At 64.4% G+C, this 17,363-nt stretch carries 11 protein-coding genes; 2 read left to right on the plus strand and 9 right to left on the minus strand.

What is annotated here, in order from left to right:
• Position 1 precedes the first annotated feature (1 nt).
• The 8 genes from AB7245_RS16625 to AB7245_RS16660 all read right to left on the minus strand — a co-directional run bounded on the left by AB7245_RS16625 (position 2) and on the right by AB7245_RS16660 (position 11,336).
• Positions 2-2,914 carry a flotillin family protein gene (locus tag AB7245_RS16625; protein ID WP_085400986.1) on the minus strand — a complete coding sequence of 971 codons (2,913 nt, stop codon included), beginning with the start codon at positions 2,912-2,914 and terminating at the stop codon, positions 2-4.
• A 25-nt stretch (positions 2,915-2,939) separates the two neighbouring features.
• Positions 2,940-3,773 carry a phosphoenolpyruvate hydrolase family protein gene (locus AB7245_RS16630; RefSeq protein ID WP_063984343.1) on the minus strand — a complete coding sequence of 278 codons (834 nt, stop codon included), beginning with the start codon at positions 3,771-3,773 and terminating at the stop codon, positions 2,940-2,942.
• A gap of 3 nt (positions 3,774-3,776) precedes the next feature.
• Positions 3,777-5,993 (minus strand): ABC transporter permease, encoded by a 2,217-nt coding sequence (locus AB7245_RS16635; RefSeq protein WP_085400988.1) that lies wholly within the window; start codon positions 5,991-5,993, stop codon positions 3,777-3,779.
• Positions 5,986-6,768: an ABC transporter ATP-binding protein gene (locus AB7245_RS16640; protein WP_028147232.1), complete on the minus strand. Its 783-nt coding sequence runs from the start codon at positions 6,766-6,768 to the stop codon at positions 5,986-5,988. The genes AB7245_RS16635 and AB7245_RS16640 overlap by 8 nt, the downstream gene beginning before the upstream one ends.
• Positions 6,761-7,870, minus strand: a complete 1,110-nt coding sequence (locus AB7245_RS16645) for a branched-chain amino acid ABC transporter permease (RefSeq protein WP_071915372.1) — start codon at positions 7,868-7,870, stop codon at positions 6,761-6,763. The genes AB7245_RS16640 and AB7245_RS16645 overlap by 8 nt, the downstream gene beginning before the upstream one ends.
• Position 7,871: 1 nt before the next feature.
• A complete protein-coding gene (locus AB7245_RS16650) occupies positions 7,872-8,882 on the minus strand; it encodes a branched-chain amino acid ABC transporter permease (protein WP_071915371.1) in 1,011 nt (336 codons plus the stop codon).
• A gap of 239 nt (positions 8,883-9,121) precedes the next feature.
• The gene (locus AB7245_RS16655) at positions 9,122-9,949 is read right to left on the minus strand and encodes a helix-turn-helix domain-containing protein (protein ID WP_071915370.1); all 828 of its coding nucleotides are present in this window, start codon (positions 9,947-9,949) and stop codon (positions 9,122-9,124) included.
• Positions 9,950-10,085: 136 nt separating this feature from the next.
• Positions 10,086-11,336: an ABC transporter substrate-binding protein gene (locus AB7245_RS16660; RefSeq protein WP_071915369.1), complete on the minus strand. Its 1,251-nt coding sequence runs from the start codon at positions 11,334-11,336 to the stop codon at positions 10,086-10,088.
• Between the two features lie 452 nt (positions 11,337-11,788).
• Here AB7245_RS16660 and AB7245_RS16665 point away from each other — a divergent pair, with 452 nt between their 5' ends.
• Complete coding sequence (locus AB7245_RS16665) at positions 11,789-14,059, plus strand: MHYT domain-containing protein (RefSeq protein WP_354075435.1); 2,271 nt, start codon at positions 11,789-11,791, stop codon at positions 14,057-14,059.
• Positions 14,060-14,264: 205 nt separating this feature from the next.
• Here AB7245_RS16665 and AB7245_RS16670 read toward each other — a convergent pair whose 3' ends face one another.
• Positions 14,265-14,816, minus strand: a complete 552-nt coding sequence (locus AB7245_RS16670; RefSeq protein WP_063984337.1) for a hypothetical protein — start codon at positions 14,814-14,816, stop codon at positions 14,265-14,267.
• A 1,052-nt stretch (positions 14,817-15,868) separates the two neighbouring features.
• Between AB7245_RS16670 and AB7245_RS16675 the strand changes: the two genes are divergently transcribed.
• Entirely contained in the window at positions 15,869-17,239 is a 1,371-nt protein-coding gene (locus AB7245_RS16675) for a calcium-binding protein (protein ID WP_201266170.1), read from the plus strand.
• Positions 17,240-17,363 lie beyond the last annotated feature (124 nt).

Below are 17,363 nucleotides of genomic sequence, written 5' to 3' on the forward strand. Positions count from 1 at the left end.
CTCAGCTCTTCTTCCGGGGGCTGCGCTCCGCGGGCGGCTCGCCCTCGGTGGAAGGCGAGGGAGCTGCAGCCGGCTTCTCGCCGCCTCCGCCTCCACCGCCGCCCTTGCGGGCGGACTCCTTGATGCCTTGCATGTCGCGGGCCTCGCGGATCAGGCCCGGCATCTTGGCGAGGCTGCCGCCCTCGACGCCGATATCCGCCAGAAGCGAATCGATGAGAGGCGCCTGGACGCGGTAGCGCAGCGCCGAGTCGATCACCTCGTCGGTGGCGCTGCGGCCGCCATTGCCACCATGGCCGTTGCCGTTGAGGCCGTCGACCTGGAGGATGCGGATGCCCTCGATCTTCTCCATTGGCTTGACGCTCTCGCGCACGATGCCTTCGATGCGGTCAAGCAGCTTTCTGCGGAACAGCGAGTAGCGGGCCTGGTCGGTCAGCACGTTCTCGGCCTCGTTGAGCAGCCGCTGCGCCTCGGCCTCCACGGCCGCGCGAACGCGCTCGGCTTCGGCTGCAATTCGGGTCTCCTCGGCCTGCTTCTCGGCGATCACGATTTCCACGCTCTTGCGACGCCTGGCGATCTCGTTTTCACGTGCGGTGATGACGCGCTCGGTGGCCTCCGTCGCATGTATCCGCGCTTCCTCGGCCGAGGCCCGGGCGGCGGATTCTTCCAGCGACTTCAGGTGGATCGCGATCGCCTTCTCCATCAGAACGGTCTCGACCTCCTTCTCGCGATTGACTTCGAGCTTCCGCAACTCGCGCTCACGGCCGATGCGGGCCTCATCCAGGCCGCGGTCGGAGGCAATGCGGGCGCGCTCGACCTCCTCGCGCGCGGCAATCTCGGCTTCCTGGAGCGACTGGACGCGGGCGACCTCGAGTTGCTCGATCGAGCGGCGGCGTTCGATCCGCGCCGCCTCCAGCGCCTGCTCGCGCGAGACGTCGGTGGTCTCGACGTCCTTGCGTGCGACGATCTCGGCCTGCTTGACCTGGCGGTCGGCGTCGATGCGTTCGGAGCGCTTGGTGGAGAGCGCGATGACGCGGTCCTCGTCCGCGATCTCGATCGCCTTCTTCTGCTCGATATTGAGCACTTCGCGCTTCTTGGACGAATTGATCCGCTCGGACTCCAGCGCGAGATCGACGCCGATGCGCTGGCGCTCGATCACGTCGCGCCGCTTGAGGTCAGCCGCCTCGACTGCGGCGGTCCGCTCGATCTCGAGCGCCTTGGTCTCCCTGTCGGCCTGGATCCGCTCGGCCGCGATGGCCTTCTCCTGCGCGATGCGCGCGGCCTCGATCGCTTCGCGGGAGGCGATATCGGCTTCCTCGACGGCGCGGTTGCGGGCGATCTCGAGCGAACGAACTCGCTCCTCCTGGGCGATACGGGAGGCTTCGGTGGCCTCGCGTGCCGCGATTCCCGCGACGTCGAGTGCCTGGTTGCGCTCGATCTCCAATTGCCGCGTATTCTGCTCGGCGGCGATGCGTTCGGCGGCAAGCGTCCGCTCGCGGGCGATGCGCGCGGCCTCGACCGCGCGCTGGGCCTCGATCTCGGCTTCCTGGATCGTGCGCACCTGCTGGATCTCAAGCGCGCGGGTGCGCTCGTCTGACGCGATGCGCTCGACATTGACAATCATGGTCTGGGCGATGCGGGCCTTTTCGGTCGCTTCGCGGGCGGCGATCTCGGCCTCGTCCACGGCGCGGGTCCGCTCGATCTCGCGGCGCCGCGTCTCTTCTTCATTGGCAATACGAGCGTCGGTCACTACCCGGTCCTGCTGGATACGCGCCTTCTCGATCGCCTCGCGGGCGGCGATCTCGGCTTCCTCGATAGTGCGCATCCGCTCGATTTCGCGCTGGCGCACCTCGCGCTCAGAGGCGATGCGGCTGGTGTCGATCGAGCGCTGGTTGGCGATCCGGGTCTTCTCGACCTCCTCGCGGGCGAGCAGTTCCTTCTCCTCGATGGTGCGGGTGCGTTCGATCTCCCGCTGGCGTGTCTCGCGCTCCGAGGCGATACGGGCTTCCGCGATCGCCTGGTCGTTTGCGATGCGTGCCTTCTCGATGGTCTCCCGTGCGGAAATCTGCGCCTGCTCGGCCTCGGTCTCGCGCAGGGCCCGCTCACGCGCGACCTCGGTGCGTTGCAGGGCGCGGCGCATCTCGATGTCACGCTCCTGCTCGAGGCGGGCCGTCTCGCTTTCGCGCTCGATCTCGAGGGCCTGTCGCTCGGCCTCCAGATTGCGGGAGCGGATCTTGATCATCGAATCCTGCTCGATGTCGTTGCGCAGCTTGCGCTTGGCCTCGATGTCCTCCATCAGGCGTGTCAGACCTTCGGCGTCGAAGCGGTTCGAAGGGTTGAAGAATTCGAGATCGGTCTGGTCGAGATCGGTGATCGCGACGGATTCCAGCTCGAGTCCGTTCTGAGCGAGGGCCTCAGCCGCGTTCGCCTTGACGCGGGCCACATACTCGCCGCGCTGCTCGTGCATCTGCTCCAGGGTCATTTCCGAGGCAATCGAACGGATCGCGGAGATGAATTTGCCGGCGAGGAGGGCGTGGAGCTTCTCGGGCTCCATGGTGCGGCGGCCGAGCGTGGCGGCGGCGATGGACACGGCTTCGCGGGTCGCCTGAACGCGGACATAGAAGTCGGCCTCGATGTCGACGCGCATGCGGTCCCGGGTGATCACGGCGTCCTGCCGGGAGCGCACGATGCCCATCGGCTGCACGTTCATGTTGACCGGCGTGTAGTCGTGGATGAAGGGCAGCACGAACGCGCCGCCGTTGATCACGACGCGCTCGCCAAGCAGGCCGGTCCGGACGAATGAGGTCTCCTTGGACGAGCGATGGTAGAGCCAGTTCACGATGTAGACGCCGACCACGATCACCACGATGGCGACGATCAGCCAGAGGATCAATTCACCGACCAGAGTCCCTGACATATTTCCCTCCCTCGACCTTCCGGCGTTATCGCGCGCCGATCGCCTTGAATTTGCGCACCTGATCCGTCAGTGCCCGCTCGACCGGCAGCCGCTCCATCGAGGAGGCGCCGTAAAAGCCGTGGCAGTAGCGGGTGTTCTTCATGATGAAATCGGCGTCGTCCGGATCGGCGATCGGTCCGCCGTGGGCGAGCACCAGAATGTCCGGATTGACGCTGAGCGCGGCGGAGGCCCAGGTGTCGATGCGCGCCGGGCAATCCTTGAGTTTGGGCGCGGTCTGCGCGCCGATGGTGCCCCCGGTCGTCAGGCCGAGGTGACAGACGATGATATCCGCGCCCGCGATCGCCATCGCGGCGGCTTCCTTCTCGGTAAAGACGTAGGGCGTCGTCAGCAGGTCCTTCTCGCGTGCCTTCGCAATCATGTCGATCTCGAGCGCGTAGGACATGCCGGTCTCTTCGAGATTGGCGCGGAACACTCCGTCGATCAGGCCGACGGTCGGAAAGTTCTGCACGCCGGCGAAACCGAGGGCCTTCAACTGGTCCAGGAAAACGTCCATGTCGCGGAACGGATCCGTGCCATTGACGCCAGCGAGCACTGGCGTTTTGGTCACGACGGGCAGCACTTCGCCGGCCATCTCCAGCACGATGGCGTTGGCGTCGCCATAAGCCATCAATCCCGCAAGCGAGCCGCGGCCGGCCATGCGATAGCGGCCGGAATTGTAGATGACGATGAGATCGACGCCACCGGCTTCCTCGCACTTGGCCGACAGGCCGGTGCCGGCGCCGCCGCCGATGATGGGCTCGCCGCGCTTTGCCATGTCGCGGAAGCGTTTCAACAGTTCTGCGCGTTCAAACCGGGCCATCGGTCACCTCGCTAGTCTCCGGCGCGCCCCGGTGCGGCCGAACAAGGTCCGGAACGCGCTGACAATGATGGAGGCGAACTCGGGATCGTTGATGTTCTTGGGGACGCGGATGAGCTGACGGCTGGCGGTCTGCCGCACGTTCCGCTCCAGCGCACGGAACAGCGCCGCATCGGCATCGGGATCCCAGAACGGCTGTCCTCGTGTATCGAGCGCGGAGACGCCGCCCTCGGGCAGGAAGAAGCGCACCGGGCCGTCCATCTGGTTGAGCCGATCGGCGATCCAGCGGCCCATGCGTTCGTTTTCCTCGGCCGTGGTCCGCATCAGGGTGACCTGGGGGTTGTGGACGTGGAATTTGCGGCCGCGGTAGCGCTCGGCAATGGTGTCCGGGGCGCCGAAATTCACCATGTCGAGCGCGCCCACCGAGCCGACGTAAGGCAGGCGGCTGCGGATGATGGCGCCGAAGCGGTCGTCGGTTGCCGGGAACACGCCACCCATCAGGAGATCGCAGATTTCCGTGGTGGTGAGATCGATGACGCCGGCGATCTGTCCGGAATCGACGAGCTTCTCCATTGAGCGGCCGCCGACGCCGGTGGCGTGGAAGACGAGGCATTCGAAATCCTCGCGCAGGTCGGCCGCGATCTTCTGGACCGCCGGCGTGGTGACGCCGAACATGGTGATGCCGACCGACGGCAATGCGCCGTCGCCGCCATCCTTCCGCGCGTGCTGATCGAGCCGCGCCCTGACCATGCCGGCCAGCGCATGGGCGCCATTGGCGAGCACGGCACGCGAGATCGAGTTGAGGCCCTGCACGTCAGTGACCGAATGCATCATGGTGATGTCGGCCGGGCCGACATAGGGCCCGACGTCGCCGGAGGCGACGGAGGAGATGATCAGCTTGGGCACCCCGACGGGGAGGGTCCGCATCCCCGGCGCGACCAGTGACGCTGCGCCCGAGCCGCCCGCCGAAATCACGCCGGCCACATTGCTCTGGCGTCGCAGCCAACTGGCGAAGGCATCGGCCATCGCAGTGACGGCAGCGCCGCGGTCGGGTCCGAACACCGCCGATCCGCCGCGCCCATGGTTCAAGGCGATCTCCTGGGCGGAGACGTCGCTGGTTGCGTGCCGGCCGCTGGTGGAGACATCGACCAGCCGTGTGCGCAGGCCGCTCCCGGCGATGATGTCGCGGATGAAGCGAAGCTCCGTGCCCTTGGTGTCGAGCGTGCCGACGACGAGCACGACCGGGGGTCCCTGCGTTTGCGCCGCGACCGGCTCGCGCCGGCGCCGGGCGGTCTCGTCGAGACGCGCCACCTGTGTCGAGAGCGTGCGGGCGGCGGCCTCGATGCGGGCGATCGGGACCGGCTGCGACCAGCGGGTGGGCGGTGTCGGGTTGGAGATGTAGACACGGATCGGGCCGCCTGGACGGGGCGGCTGCGGTGCGGCCTTCGCCCCGGTGCCTGCCGCCGGCATGTCGACGGCGGGCTCGAGCTCGGCGTGGAGGCCGACGCCGAGCAGGCGCTGCTGCAACCCCCGGTCCGCGGCAAGGCGCGCGGAATCGATGATGCGGTTGATGCGGCCGTTGACCATGATCGCGACGTTGCGCGAGACGGCCGTGGCCACACCGATGTTCTGCTCGATCACGAGCACGGACATGTCGCCGTCCTCGCCAAGCCGTACCAGCATCTCCTCGACCTGGGCGACGATGACGGGCGCAAGCCCCTCGGTCGGCTCGTCCATGATCAGGAGCTGCGGATTGGTGAGCAGCGCGCGGGAGATCGCCAGCATCTGCTGCTCGCCGCCGGAGAGCTGGCCGCCGCCATGGTCCTTGCGCTCGGCCAATCGCGGAAAGGTCTCGTAGATGCGCTCGACCGTCCAAGCCCCGCGCCGCAGGCCCGCGGCAAGCTGCAGATGCTCGTCGACGCTGAGCGAGCGCCATAGCCGCCGGCCCTGCGGCACGTAGCCGACGCCGAGCCGGGCTATGTGGGCGGGCGGCCGCCGGGTGATGTCGTCGCCGCGGACGCGGATCGAGCCGCCGCTGACCGGCACCAGCCCCATGATCGCCTTGCACAGCGTGGTCTTGCCCATGCCGTTGCGACCGACCACCGAGAATACGCCGGCTTCGAGCGTCAGGTCCACGCCCTGCAGCGCATGCGAATGCCCGTAGTAGACGTCGAGGCCGCGGACTTCGAGGGCGGCGGCGGCCGAGCGGCGGACCTCATTCATGGCCGCCTCCGAGGTAAAGCTCCTGCACCTCGGGATCGGACTCGATCTCCTGCGGCAGGCCTTCCTTGAAGATGCGCCCGTTGTGCATCATCGTGACGCTCTCGACGACGCGTAGCGCCACGTCCATGTCGTGCTCGATGATGATGTAGCCGATATGCGCCGGCAGCGAGGTTAGGATCTCGACCAGCTCGGCACGCTCGGTCGGAGACAGGCCCGCGGCCGGCTCGTCGAACAACACGAAGCGCGGCGCGCCGGCGAGCGCCAGTGCGATCTCGAGCTGGCGCTGCTGGCCATGCGCAAGCTCCGCGACGCGCTGGTCCTTCACGCCTGTGAGATGGACGGCCTGCACGAGATTATCGGCCGCGCTCATCAGCGCGTCGTTCTGTCCGGGGCGCAGGAACGAGAAGCGTCCGCGCGAGACGCCGCGGCAGGCGAGGTAGACGTTGTCCTGGACGGTGAGACCGGGAAAGAGCGCTGAGATCTGGTAGGTCCGGCGCAGGCCGCGGCGGATGCGCTCGTAGGGCGGGAAGTGGGTGACGTCCTCGCCGAAGAAGCGGATGGTGCCGGAGGAGGGCGGGAAATCGCCGGTGATGCAGTTGAACAGGGTGGTTTTTCCGGCACCGTTCGAGCCGAGCACGGCGCGCCGCTCGCCGGGGCGCACGGTAATGGTGACGTCGGTGAGCGCGGCCAGCGCGCCGAACAGGCGCGTCACGCCGCGAAGCTCCAGCGCCGCGCCGGCGCCGACGGCTGAGAGGCGTTGCGCGACGCTATCCATGACCGGATCCTTGACCAGATCCTCGGCCGTGACGTTCGCTTGAACGGGCCGCGCCGGATCGCTGGCGCTGTCGCCAGCTCTGCCAGAGCCCGATCACGCCGTCCGAGGACCAGAAGACGATGGCGAGGAAACCGAGGCCGATCAGCAGCCGGAACCGGTTGCCGTCGAGCCCGAGCTTGACCAGGAAGTCGAGCGCGAAGGTGCGTAACAGCACGAAGATCAGCGCGCCGATGAACGGACCGATGGGACGCGTGATGCCACCGACCACGGCGATGATGAGGATATCGATGCAGGCGCCGACGCTGACGGATCCCGGCGAGATCTGCCGGTAGTTCCAGACCTGGAGCACGCCAGCCAGTGCCGCGACAAAGGACGCGAAGGCGTAGGCGGCGACGCGGTGCGCATTGACGTTGAAGCCGAGCGCCGCCATGCGGCGGGGATTGTCGCGTACACCTTGCAGCGCCAGGCCGAATGGCGCGCGGGAGATGTATTCAACGGCGAAGTAGCACAGCGCGGCAACCGCGAGCACGATATAGTAGAAGGGAATGTCGGCGCGCCAGTTGACGCCCCAGAAATGCGGCGTGGCGACGGTGTTGATGCCGGTATGGCCGTTGAAGATCGCCCAGTTCTGATTGGTGAAGTAATAGAACGCCGCGCCGATCGCGAGCGTGATCATGATGGTGTAGATGCCCTCGGTGCGCACCGCCAGCGCGCCGCCAAGCGTGCCGAACAGGGTCGCGAGTGCGAGCGCCATCGGGACCGCGAGCCACCACGGCCAACCCAGGCTGATATTGGCGTTGCCGCTGACGCCGAACACCGCGACCATATAGGCGGAGAAGCCCGCGATGGTGAGCTGCATCAGGCTGACCATGCCGCCGTAGCCGGCGAGGAACATCAGGCTCAGCGCCATGATGCCGAGGATCAGCGTGGTCGCAAAGATCTCGATCAGGAAGAAGCCGTTGGCGATCAGCGGCATGATCAGGAGAATGGCCGCGACGATCCAGGCTGCAGGATTGTTGATCTCCGGCCATCCGCGCAAGGTGGGGCGCTGCGCCGCTGCGGCAGGACGAACGGTGACGCGGGCGTCGTGGGCGAGCGACATCTCAGCGCCTCGCCAACAGGCCTTGCGGCCGGACTGCCAGGACCAGCACCATGATCAGGAAGGTCACGACGATGGCGTAGGTCGGGATGTAGACCGAACCGAGCTGTTCGGCGAGGCCGATGATCAGCGCGCCGAGCGCGGCACCGGGGATCGAGCCCATGCCGCCGACGATGACGACGACGAGCGAGGCAAGCAGGAAGCGGATGTCTTCGCCGGGCGAGAGTGACTGGAAGGTGCCCCCGACGACGCCGGCGATGCCGGCAAGCCCGGCGCCGAGCGCAAAGACCAGCACGAAGACGAGCTGGATCCGCACTCCGGTCGCGGCCAGGATGTCGCGATCGTCGACACCGGCGCGGATGATCATGCCGATGCGTGTGCGGTTGAGCGCCAGCCACATCGCCAGGCCGATCACGACGGACGCGGCGAAGATCACCAGCCGGACCAGGGGATAGCGGAGATAGACCGGTTCGCCCGAGGATTTCACCGCAGTTACCAGCGGCAGCTCGATCGGGCCGATCAGCCAGTTCGGTGTCTGGATCTGATAGAAGTCGCCGCCGCAAGCCCACAGCATGAGATCGGCGAAAACGATCGAGAGACCGATCGTCACCATGGTCTGCCGCAAGTCCTGGCCCTCCATGCGGCGGAAGACGATGAGCTGAAGCAGGACGCCGACCAGCGCCGTCAGGATGAAGGCGACGATGAAGCTGAGGAGCCAGGAGCCGGTCGAGGCGCTGATGGCGTAGCCGACATAGCCGCCGAACAAATACAGCGAGCCGTGCGCGAGGTTGACGTTGCGCATCAGGCCGAAGATCAGGGTGAAACCGCTGGCGACAAGGAAGTAGAGGCCGCCGAGCGTGATGCCGTTGAACACGGCGTTCAGGAAGACCCGCTTGCGGCCGATCGCCTCTTCAAGTCCGGGCGGCCACACCGCCAAGGTCAGCCACAGTGCGAGCGCGATCGCGACGATCACGATCAGGGCCCAGGCCGGATGACGTTCGACGAAGCGCGTCATGTCAACTGCCTCATCCCCGCCTCGCGCCCCCGCAAACGGGAAGAGGGCGCGATCAGGCCGCTTCGACCTCGCCCTGCCTCATGTTTTGAACGTTGGTCGAACAGCCTTGCGTAGGCTGCGTACCTCGCCATGGACGTGCGTCCTCCCGGACTTGCGATCCTCTTTTCGGGATCGCGTTCCGACCATCTTAGCGAGGGCACAAGGGGAGCGTTTGATCGTCAGTATCTTTTCGCGCGCGGTCAGGCCCGCAAAACCTTGGCGGCGCGGCGGTAATCGGTCGGCGCCATCCCGACATTGGCGGTGAAGAAGCGTGTGAAGCCGCTTTGCGAGGAGAAGCCGAGGTCGAAGCCGATGTCGGCGATCGGTGCTTCGCCGGCGACAAGGGCTTCCAGCGCCTGTTCCATGATCAGGGTGTTGAGGTAGAGATGCGGCGTGACGCCGGTCTGGGTGCGGAACAGCCGGTAGAAATGCGGTCGCGACAAGCCGGATTCGCGCGCGATCGTGTCGAGCTCCATTTCGGCGCCCGGACTTTCAGACATCAGCTTGATGCATTTGCGCACGCGGAAGTCGGTGACGGCGCCGGCCGTGCGCGCGTCGCGCGCGATCTCGGCCTGCTGCCAGCTTTCGTCGTAGCAGATGTCGATCAGTCGCCGCAGCTCGGCATCGAGGCTGGAGAGGGACGGTGCGCCGCACACAAGCGCGGCGGTTCGTCTGATGTGCTTGTCGAGTGCGACCGTGCGCTTGAACTGGGTGCGGCCGAAACGCAGGCGGTCGGCGCCGGGCGCGTCGGGCGCGAACCACTCCGGATTGACGTAGAGCACGAAGAAGATCGCGCCACCGTCGAGATCGGACGGCAGGAAATTGTGAGGCTCCCAGGGATTGACCGCAACGATGGAGCTTTCCGTAAGGTCGTAGTGCCCGTTACAGACGTCGATGCATGCGGACTGGCCGCCAACATGGAAGATCAGATGACCTTCGCGATGTGCGTGCACGTTGAAGGGGCGGTTCAACTGATAGACCGTCGCCCGACCGAACCGGCCGTGAAAGACGGCAAGCGCCCGGCTCATGCCTTCCCTCCTGAATGTTCTTGTCTTTTCAGTCAGCGTTCAACAACCGGGGCGAGATTGCAAGAGCGCAAGATATCGCGCCTGCAAATCGCTCCCGGTTGCCGGAGAGCATGCGAAACGAGGACCGGTGAATGCGTCAGTACTTCTTACATTCCGGGACCGTGCGGCTCGGCAGTCCGATCTTGGCGAACACCGCCGGATCGTAACCGAGCGTCTGGTTCACGTTCGGGATCACCTTCACGACCTTGCTGAACAGCGCGCCCTTGCCGTCATCGACGACCTCGGTGACGAAGTTGGTGCCGATCGCCTGGCGGTTGGCGTCAAGCTTGATCTTGCCGTTCGGTGCGTCGATCTCGATCTTGGCCAGCGCCTCCTTGTATTTGGCCTGGTTGTTGGAAAGATCGCCATTGACCTCGCGCAGCGCGAGGATCAGCGCCATAGTCGAGCCGTAGTAGTTGGTCGCAAGAAGCGACGGGCTCGGGAAGCGCTTGTTGGGCGGAAACGCGTCCTGATACGCCTTCACGAACTTCTGCCAGCCCGGATCCTCCCAAGTGTCGGCTTGGCCGCTCGCCGCGATGGTGCCGACCAGCGCATTCTTGGCGTTGCCTTTCGAGGACAGGATGGTCTGGTCGATCATGATGGAGCCACCCATCAGATGCGCCTTGCCGCCCGCCTGCTGGTACTGGTTCAGGAAGTTGACGGCATCCGCACCACCGAGGCCGAGATAGATGGCATCGACATCATCGGGCAGCGCGGCGATGACGGAAGCAAAATCCTTGGTGCCGAGCGGCACCCATTGCCGGTTGGTGACCTGGCCGCCGGCGCCGCAGAATTCGAGTACAAGGCCGAACACCTGCGTATAGATGAAGGAATAGTCTTCGCCGACGGTCGCGATCTTGCGATACTTCTTGTCCTCATAGGCGTATTTGCCGAGGCCGACCTGCCACTGCGCGCCGTCCATGTTGTAGCGGAAGAAGTTCGGGGCGGGATCGACATAGGTGGTTTCTTGCGCGCCGGATGCCGCATTGATGAAGGTCAACTCGGGATGGGTCTTGGCGAAGTTCTTGACCGCAATGCCCTCGTCACCGGAGAGCGGCGACAGCAGGATCTGCACCTTGTCCTGCTCGATCAGCTTGCGTACAGCGCGCACCGCGGAATCCGGCGTCGCGTCGGTCGAAGCAACGATGAATTCAAGCTCTTTGTCGCCGACCTTCTTGCCAAGCACATTGAGCGCCGTCTGGTGGCCGCGCATGCCGTCCTCGCCTAGCACCGTGTAGGTGCCTTCCAGCGTTGCCGTGACGCCGACCTTGATCTTTTCCTGGGCGATTGCCGCGCCTGAAAGGAAAAGGGTGCTTAGCGCGATCAGTCCCACACTGCATTTCAACATTTCATTCCTCCCTCTATGGCCAAATTTTTCGCTGAATTGGCGCGGCGCCGTGGCTCCCGAAAGGCGCCCGGCTGTTGAACGAAGGCTAACCGAAGTCGGATGCAGTGCACGTATGGGCGCATCGTGCCGCTTGACGGGCAGTCTCATTTTGAATGTTGCGGCGCAATTGGCTTCGCGGTGCAATAGGCGGCCGGCTTGCCCAATTTGCAGTGCGGTGCGTGAGCGGCACGATCCCCTCCGGTTGATCCGTGCACGGAGCCTGATCCAGCACAGGCCTGGTCCGGTTCAAAATCCCCAAGGGAAGGTAGGGTGGAAACAGCCCCCCGACGGCTGGATCCAGCTTGAATTTGCCGACAGGGTGCCACGGATCGCGGCCGGCCGGGCCTCGATCCCGGCGCCGCTATTCAACCTAGGGTGAATTTGCCCCGGATTTCCATTACCATCTGGTGGAAATGAATCACCATACGGCCTCTCACGATCCCGTACTTGTGGCGCTGTCGATCCTGATCGCCGCGCTCGCCTCCTACACAGCGCTCGACCTCGCGACCCGGATGCGTGCCGCGTCCGGGCGGGCTCGTCCGGCTTGGCTTGCAGCCGCGGCCACCGCCATGGGGGGCGGCATTTGGTCCATGCATTTCGTCGGCATGCTGGCTTTCAGGCTGCCGGGGGTCGAGATCTCCTACGATCCATTCCTCACCTTTCTATCGCTTGTCGTCCCCATTGTTGTCGCGGCCGCGGCCTTTGCCGTGGTCGGAAGACGCCCGCAGGCGCTCCTGGTGTCCGGCCTGGCGATGGGGCTTGGCATATCCGGCATGCACTATACGGGCATGGGCGCGATGAGAATGGCGGCATCCGTCGCGTACGATCCTCGGTGGGTCGTGCTCTCGGTCGTGATCGCGATGTGCGCTTCGGTCGTGGCGCTCTGGCTTGCCTTTCGCAAGACGAATGCGACGCAGCGACTGTTCGCAGGACTTGTCATGGGTCTCGCGATCTCCGGCATGCATTACGCGGCTATGGAAGGTGCCTCGTTCGAGCCTGCGAACACCATGGCGGGACACGCAGGACATTTCGTGGGTCGGGCGCCGCTGGCATTTCTGCTCGCCGGCGCCACCATCCTGATCCTGAGCATTGGGATTGCCGCTGCCGTCTATGATCGGGCCTCGGCGGAGCGCGCCGAACGCGAGGCCAGCGCGCTGAGGCGAAGTGAAGAACGCTTTCGGCTCCTGGTGGAGGGCATCGCCGATCACGCCATGTTCATGATCGAGCCGAATGGGTCCGTCGGAAACTGGAATCTCGGGGCGCGCCGGCTGATGGGTTACGGCGACGACATCGTAGGGACCAGCTACGCGATCCTTCATACCGACGAAGACCGCGCTTCCGGGGCGCCAGCATGTGCTCTCCTGGAGGCGGAGCGGTACGGCAAGTCAGCAGTGGAAGCCTGGCGCGTGCGCCGGGATGGCAGCCGCTTCTGGGCAGAGGCAACCCTGGTCGCGGTACGGAACGAAAGCGGCTTGATCACTGGGTTTGCCAAGATCGTGCGCGACATCAGCGAGAGGAGGCGGGCACAGGAAGCGCTGGATCGGGCACGCGAAGCGCTGACGCTGTCGCAGAAAATGGAGACCATCGGTCAACTTACCGGCGGCGTCGCCCACGATTTTAACAACCTGCTCGCCGCCGTTCTGGGTAGCCTCGAGCTTCTGAAAAAACGCCTGCAAACAGACGATCCGAAGATACAGCGTCTCGTGGACAACGCGATGCAAGGCGCGCAGCGGGGCGCACTGCTAACCCAGCGCTTGCTCGCCTTCGCTCGCAAACAGGATCTCAAGCCGGCTGTCGTCGATATCGCCGCACTGGTGCGGGGCATGGCGTCACTGCTGAAATTCGAGGCAGGCGTCCGTATCGACACACTCTTTCCGCTGGACCTGCCAAACGTAAAGATTGACGCCAACCAGCTCGAACTGGCCGTCCTCAATCTCGCCGTAAACGCGCGTGATGCGATGCCGGCCGGTGGCCTGATAACCATCTCCGCCAGAGACGAGCAACACGAAGCTGGCGCTCCCCGCTACGTGGCGCTCTCGGTGAGCGACACGGGCTGCGGCATGGACGAGGAAACGCTGAAGCACGCTCAGGAGCCGTTCTTTACGACGAAGGGTATCGGCAAAGGCACCGGGCTCGGACTATCGATGGTTCACGGTCTCGCCGAGCAGTCCGGCGGCAGGCTCGTCCTGAAGAGCCGCCTTGGGGTGGGCACGACGGCCGAGATCTGGCTGCCGGTAGCAGAGGAGAAGGCCGCGTTGCCAGCGCCGCGCGCGGAGTCCCCGGCACCCATGCTTCGCGCCGACCGCCGGCTTTCTGTGCTTCTGGTCGACGACGATCCTCTCGTGCTGGAGAATACGGCGGCAATGCTGGAGGATCTCGGGCATGCGGTGGTCGAGGCACGCTCGGGCGAAGAGGCACTGGATCTACTCCGCCGCACGCAGGCCATCGAACTCGTCGTCACCGACTATGCGATGCCGGTCATGACCGGCCTGCAGCTTGCTGAAGCCGTGGTCGTGGAGCGTCCCGGTACGGTCATCCTCCTGAGCACCGGGTATGCGGAGCTTCCCATCGACGCGCGTTCCAATCTGCGCCGCCTGTCGAAGCCGTTCGATCAGGCTGCCCTTGAGAAGGCTATCGAGGGAGCGATGCGAGAGCGGGAGAGCGCGAGATCTGTCGTCGCCTGACGGTGTCGGGCTGACGGCCGCCGATCGGCGCCGCCAGCACATTTGCCTCCAGCTCCCTGGCGAACCAATATGATCGCGTGGAGCCACCAGGTCGTGTTTCGACCGGAGAGAATAACGGCGCCTCAGCGACGAGAGATTGCCGCTGTCCCAGTGAAAGAATGCCGGTGCTTGGCAACCGTGTTGCCGATTCGATAAAGGGCTAAATTCAAGTCAGCGTCGCGCGCGGATTCACAACCGTGTACCCCCTCAAAGAACGCGCATGTATTCTCGTTGCGCGTCCACCTGAGTTGCCGTCGTACGCCATCCAAACGTCGCCCCCGATGTGCTGCTCGAGGACGAAAACGTGCCCGCGTCTTGCCGCGACCATTCCTGGTGCTGGCGACGTACGCGGAAATCTCAGCCAGTTTGCCGCGAGATTCAATTCCGGAACGATGCGACCAAACAGGCGCAGGGCTGCGGCACAACCGCAGAATGAGGAGGGGCAGCCCGCGGGGCGGCCGCCAACGATCCGAGTGCTGACGGGACTATCAGACGCCGCAATATTTGTATTGGCGACGACGGAGAGTTGTTTGGTTCGGTGTATCTGCAATGAGTCTCGCACCTCTCTTCGCTGGTTCGGGATTTGCGCGTAGTTCGAGAAGTCGCATGGCATGGTGACGTTGCATTCAGAGGCGTGCTGCATGCGATAGGGTCGTGCATCGGAATTGAGCGAGGTGATCACAACGAGGCAGCACGCAGAAATAACTTGCTTGAACATCGCAGGCTCCGGGATTGATGGATCCTGCCCCGAGCAACGAGCAACTAACAAAGATTGGCTGAAATGGGTCAAAAGAGCGGCCCAATGCTGGATCAGGGGCCGGCTATACTTCTGGAGTAACTCAAAACGCGTCGTTGAAGAGCGCCTTCTGCCGCAAGTGGGGCCGTGAACGCTGCGCCCGCTTCACGTGTCGATCATGGCCACGTAGTCCACGTGAAGAGTAATTGGTCCCTTCGATCCGTCCAGAATGACGCGGAGGCTCTTCGGATAGTATCCGGCCCCAACCACGGTCCCGGTCTTTCCAGATAAGCGAGGACCGGCTGCCGGCTTTACCTGAATTCGTGAACCCGGCGGAAACTTGACGTTCGTTTGGGCCGACCCTGACATGACGTCCTCGGCAGCAAATGAGCTGATTCTACTCGAAAAATCGCCAGCGCGCGGCACAGCGAACGGGTGGGACAAATTCGCTTCGCGTGCGCTATCAAAAAGAGCTCTCCAGCCACGGTGCTAAAGAGCGGCAAGGCAACCCAGCAGAGCGGCAAGGCAACCCAGCGCCTAATACTTCCGCGATTCGCAATTGCCCCCGCAAACGAGCTCGCCTTTGGTGCTAAAATACCGGCTCACAGGAGCGCTGATCCGCATGGATTTTCTCTCTATTTGCGCCACGCCCTTTACTGAACAACGGAAACGCTTCGATGAGAACATCCGTCATCGGAGGTAATCCACGGACATCAATCCGGTTTGCTGCCCGCTACCGGCATTGAACAATTTCGTCGGCGTTGTGCCAGATTCAGCATTGATCTTCTCGGCCTCGATTGGCCGCATATCGTTGAATCGTCTTTCAAAACAAGTTTTCCCGCAGATCCGGCGATCAGCGTTGGCGCGTTGTTGTGCAAACTTTCAGCACAATAATCCCTTGGTTACGCCCAATGGAACGGAGATTCCTGCCTCAAACGTAAACATACGTTCACCTCGGTGGGACGCACGATCGGTTGTCGGGCGCTCGGACCTACAGGTCACTGGGGGCTTTCAACACTGACAGGGGAATATCATTGGCAACATTACACTACGCTGCGGGCGGGGGTCTGGACTCGCAAGGTAATTTCGCACCAGCTGAAGCTGGCTTTAATCTCGCAGATGTCCAGTATGTCGACCAGGTGAATGCACTGCCCAGCGGCGTGCAGGGTCTGGTCTGGCTCGATCAGTACCACGGCGTGACTCAGGAATTTATCGACCAGGTGACGCCGTTCCTCAACAATCCGAAAGTGTTCGGCTTCTACCTTGTGGATGAGCCCGATCTGACCGGTCAGTGGGGACCGCAAGCCAACCCCGCGGATCTGAAAGCTGAATCCGACTGGATTCATCAGCACGATCCCGGGGCCAAGACGTTCACCGTCCTGATGAACACGGGATCATCGGACGATCCGAACTACATGAACAGCTACAACCAGGCGAACACCCACATCGACTACTTCGGTCTCGATTGGTATCCGGTGTGGACGGACCGTCCGAACGTCGACCTCAGCACGATCGACAAGTACGTCTCTGCCGCTGAGCAAGCCGGAATCCCGCTCGACTCCATCGTTCCGGTGTATCAGGCGTTCGGGGGCGGCGGCTGGTCCACCGAAACCGGCAGCCAGGTCGCTGTGCCGACTGCCGCGCAAGCGCAGGCAATGATCGATCATTGGGCGGACCTCGTTCCCAATCCGGCCTTTGACTATGCTTACGCGTGGGGATCGCAGAATGGCGACACTGCGCTCGAGAATTTGCCGGCACTGCAGCAGGTGTTCCTTGCGCACAATACGAGCCATGGCACGGGGGGCGCGACCGCTCCGCCTGTTACCGATCCCGTTACCGATCCGGTGACCGACACGCCGCCGCCGGTGGACGCTGGCGGTAGCACCGGCACGGACGGCAGCACGCCGCCGGTTGACAACGCTGGCGGTAGCACCGGCACGGGCGGCAACACGCCGCCGGTTGCGGACGGTGGCGGTAGCACCGGCACGGACGGCTCCACGCCGCCGGTTGCCGATGCTGGCGGTAGCACCGGAGGCACCCCTCCCGTGTCGGGCTCGGACGGAACGACGGATCCGTCAACCGGCGGTTCGACGGATACTGGCGGCTGGGGTGGTCATCACCACGGCGGCGGCTGGTCGGGCGGTTCGTCCTGGCAGGCCGGCAACGGCGGTGGCGGGCACAACCACAACGGTGGTGGGCTCGATTTCTCGCAGTGGCTCAATAATGCCAGCACGTCGTCCGCATCCGGAGATCATTCCTGGTGGCGGGGTCACACTGCGACGTCGAACACGACTGCGGATGCCGATTCTGGGCAGACGGATACGCCGGACACAGGCTCGTTCGTAGCGCATCTGGCTGATTGGATGTCTCACCACAACAACGATCATCACGGGTGGCACTCGTAAGCTCGTAGGTCGTCTACATCGACAAGGACATGCGCGCGGTGCGCTGCGCGCATGTCCACTCTGGGGAGTTCCTCGCGACCATCGGGGCGGTCGAGAGGCGGGGTACCATTCCGCGCACGGCGGA

Origin of the sequence: Bradyrhizobium sp. 604_D8_N2_3 (assembly GCF_051810765.1) — a bacterium.
GTDB lineage: Bacteria > Pseudomonadota > Alphaproteobacteria > Rhizobiales > Xanthobacteraceae > Bradyrhizobium > Bradyrhizobium barranii.

Bases quoted from the DNA above. Each gene is read 5' to 3' on its own strand.
- AB7245_RS16625 (WP_085400986.1), bottom strand. From the start codon at position 2,914: ATGTCAGGGACTCTGGTCGGTGAATTGATCCTCTGGCTGATCGTCGCC.
- AB7245_RS16630 (WP_063984343.1), bottom strand. From the start codon at position 3,773: ATGGCCCGGTTTGAACGCGCAGAACTGTTGAAACGCTTCCGCGACATG.
- AB7245_RS16635 (WP_085400988.1), bottom strand. From the start codon at position 5,993: ATGAATGAGGTCCGCCGCTCGGCCGCCGCCGCCCTCGAAGTCCGCGGC.
- AB7245_RS16640 (WP_028147232.1), bottom strand. From the start codon at position 6,768: ATGGATAGCGTCGCGCAACGCCTCTCAGCCGTCGGCGCCGGCGCGGCG.
- AB7245_RS16645 (WP_071915372.1), bottom strand. From the start codon at position 7,870: ATGTCGCTCGCCCACGACGCCCGCGTCACCGTTCGTCCTGCCGCAGCG.
- AB7245_RS16650 (WP_071915371.1), bottom strand. From the start codon at position 8,882: ATGACGCGCTTCGTCGAACGTCATCCGGCCTGGGCCCTGATCGTGATC.
- AB7245_RS16655 (WP_071915370.1), bottom strand. From the start codon at position 9,949: ATGAGCCGGGCGCTTGCCGTCTTTCACGGCCGGTTCGGTCGGGCGACG.
- AB7245_RS16660 (WP_071915369.1), bottom strand. From the start codon at position 11,336: ATGTTGAAATGCAGTGTGGGACTGATCGCGCTAAGCACCCTTTTCCTT.
- AB7245_RS16665 (WP_354075435.1), top strand. From the start codon at position 11,789: ATGAATCACCATACGGCCTCTCACGATCCCGTACTTGTGGCGCTGTCG.
- AB7245_RS16670 (WP_063984337.1), bottom strand. From the start codon at position 14,816: ATGTTCAAGCAAGTTATTTCTGCGTGCTGCCTCGTTGTGATCACCTCG.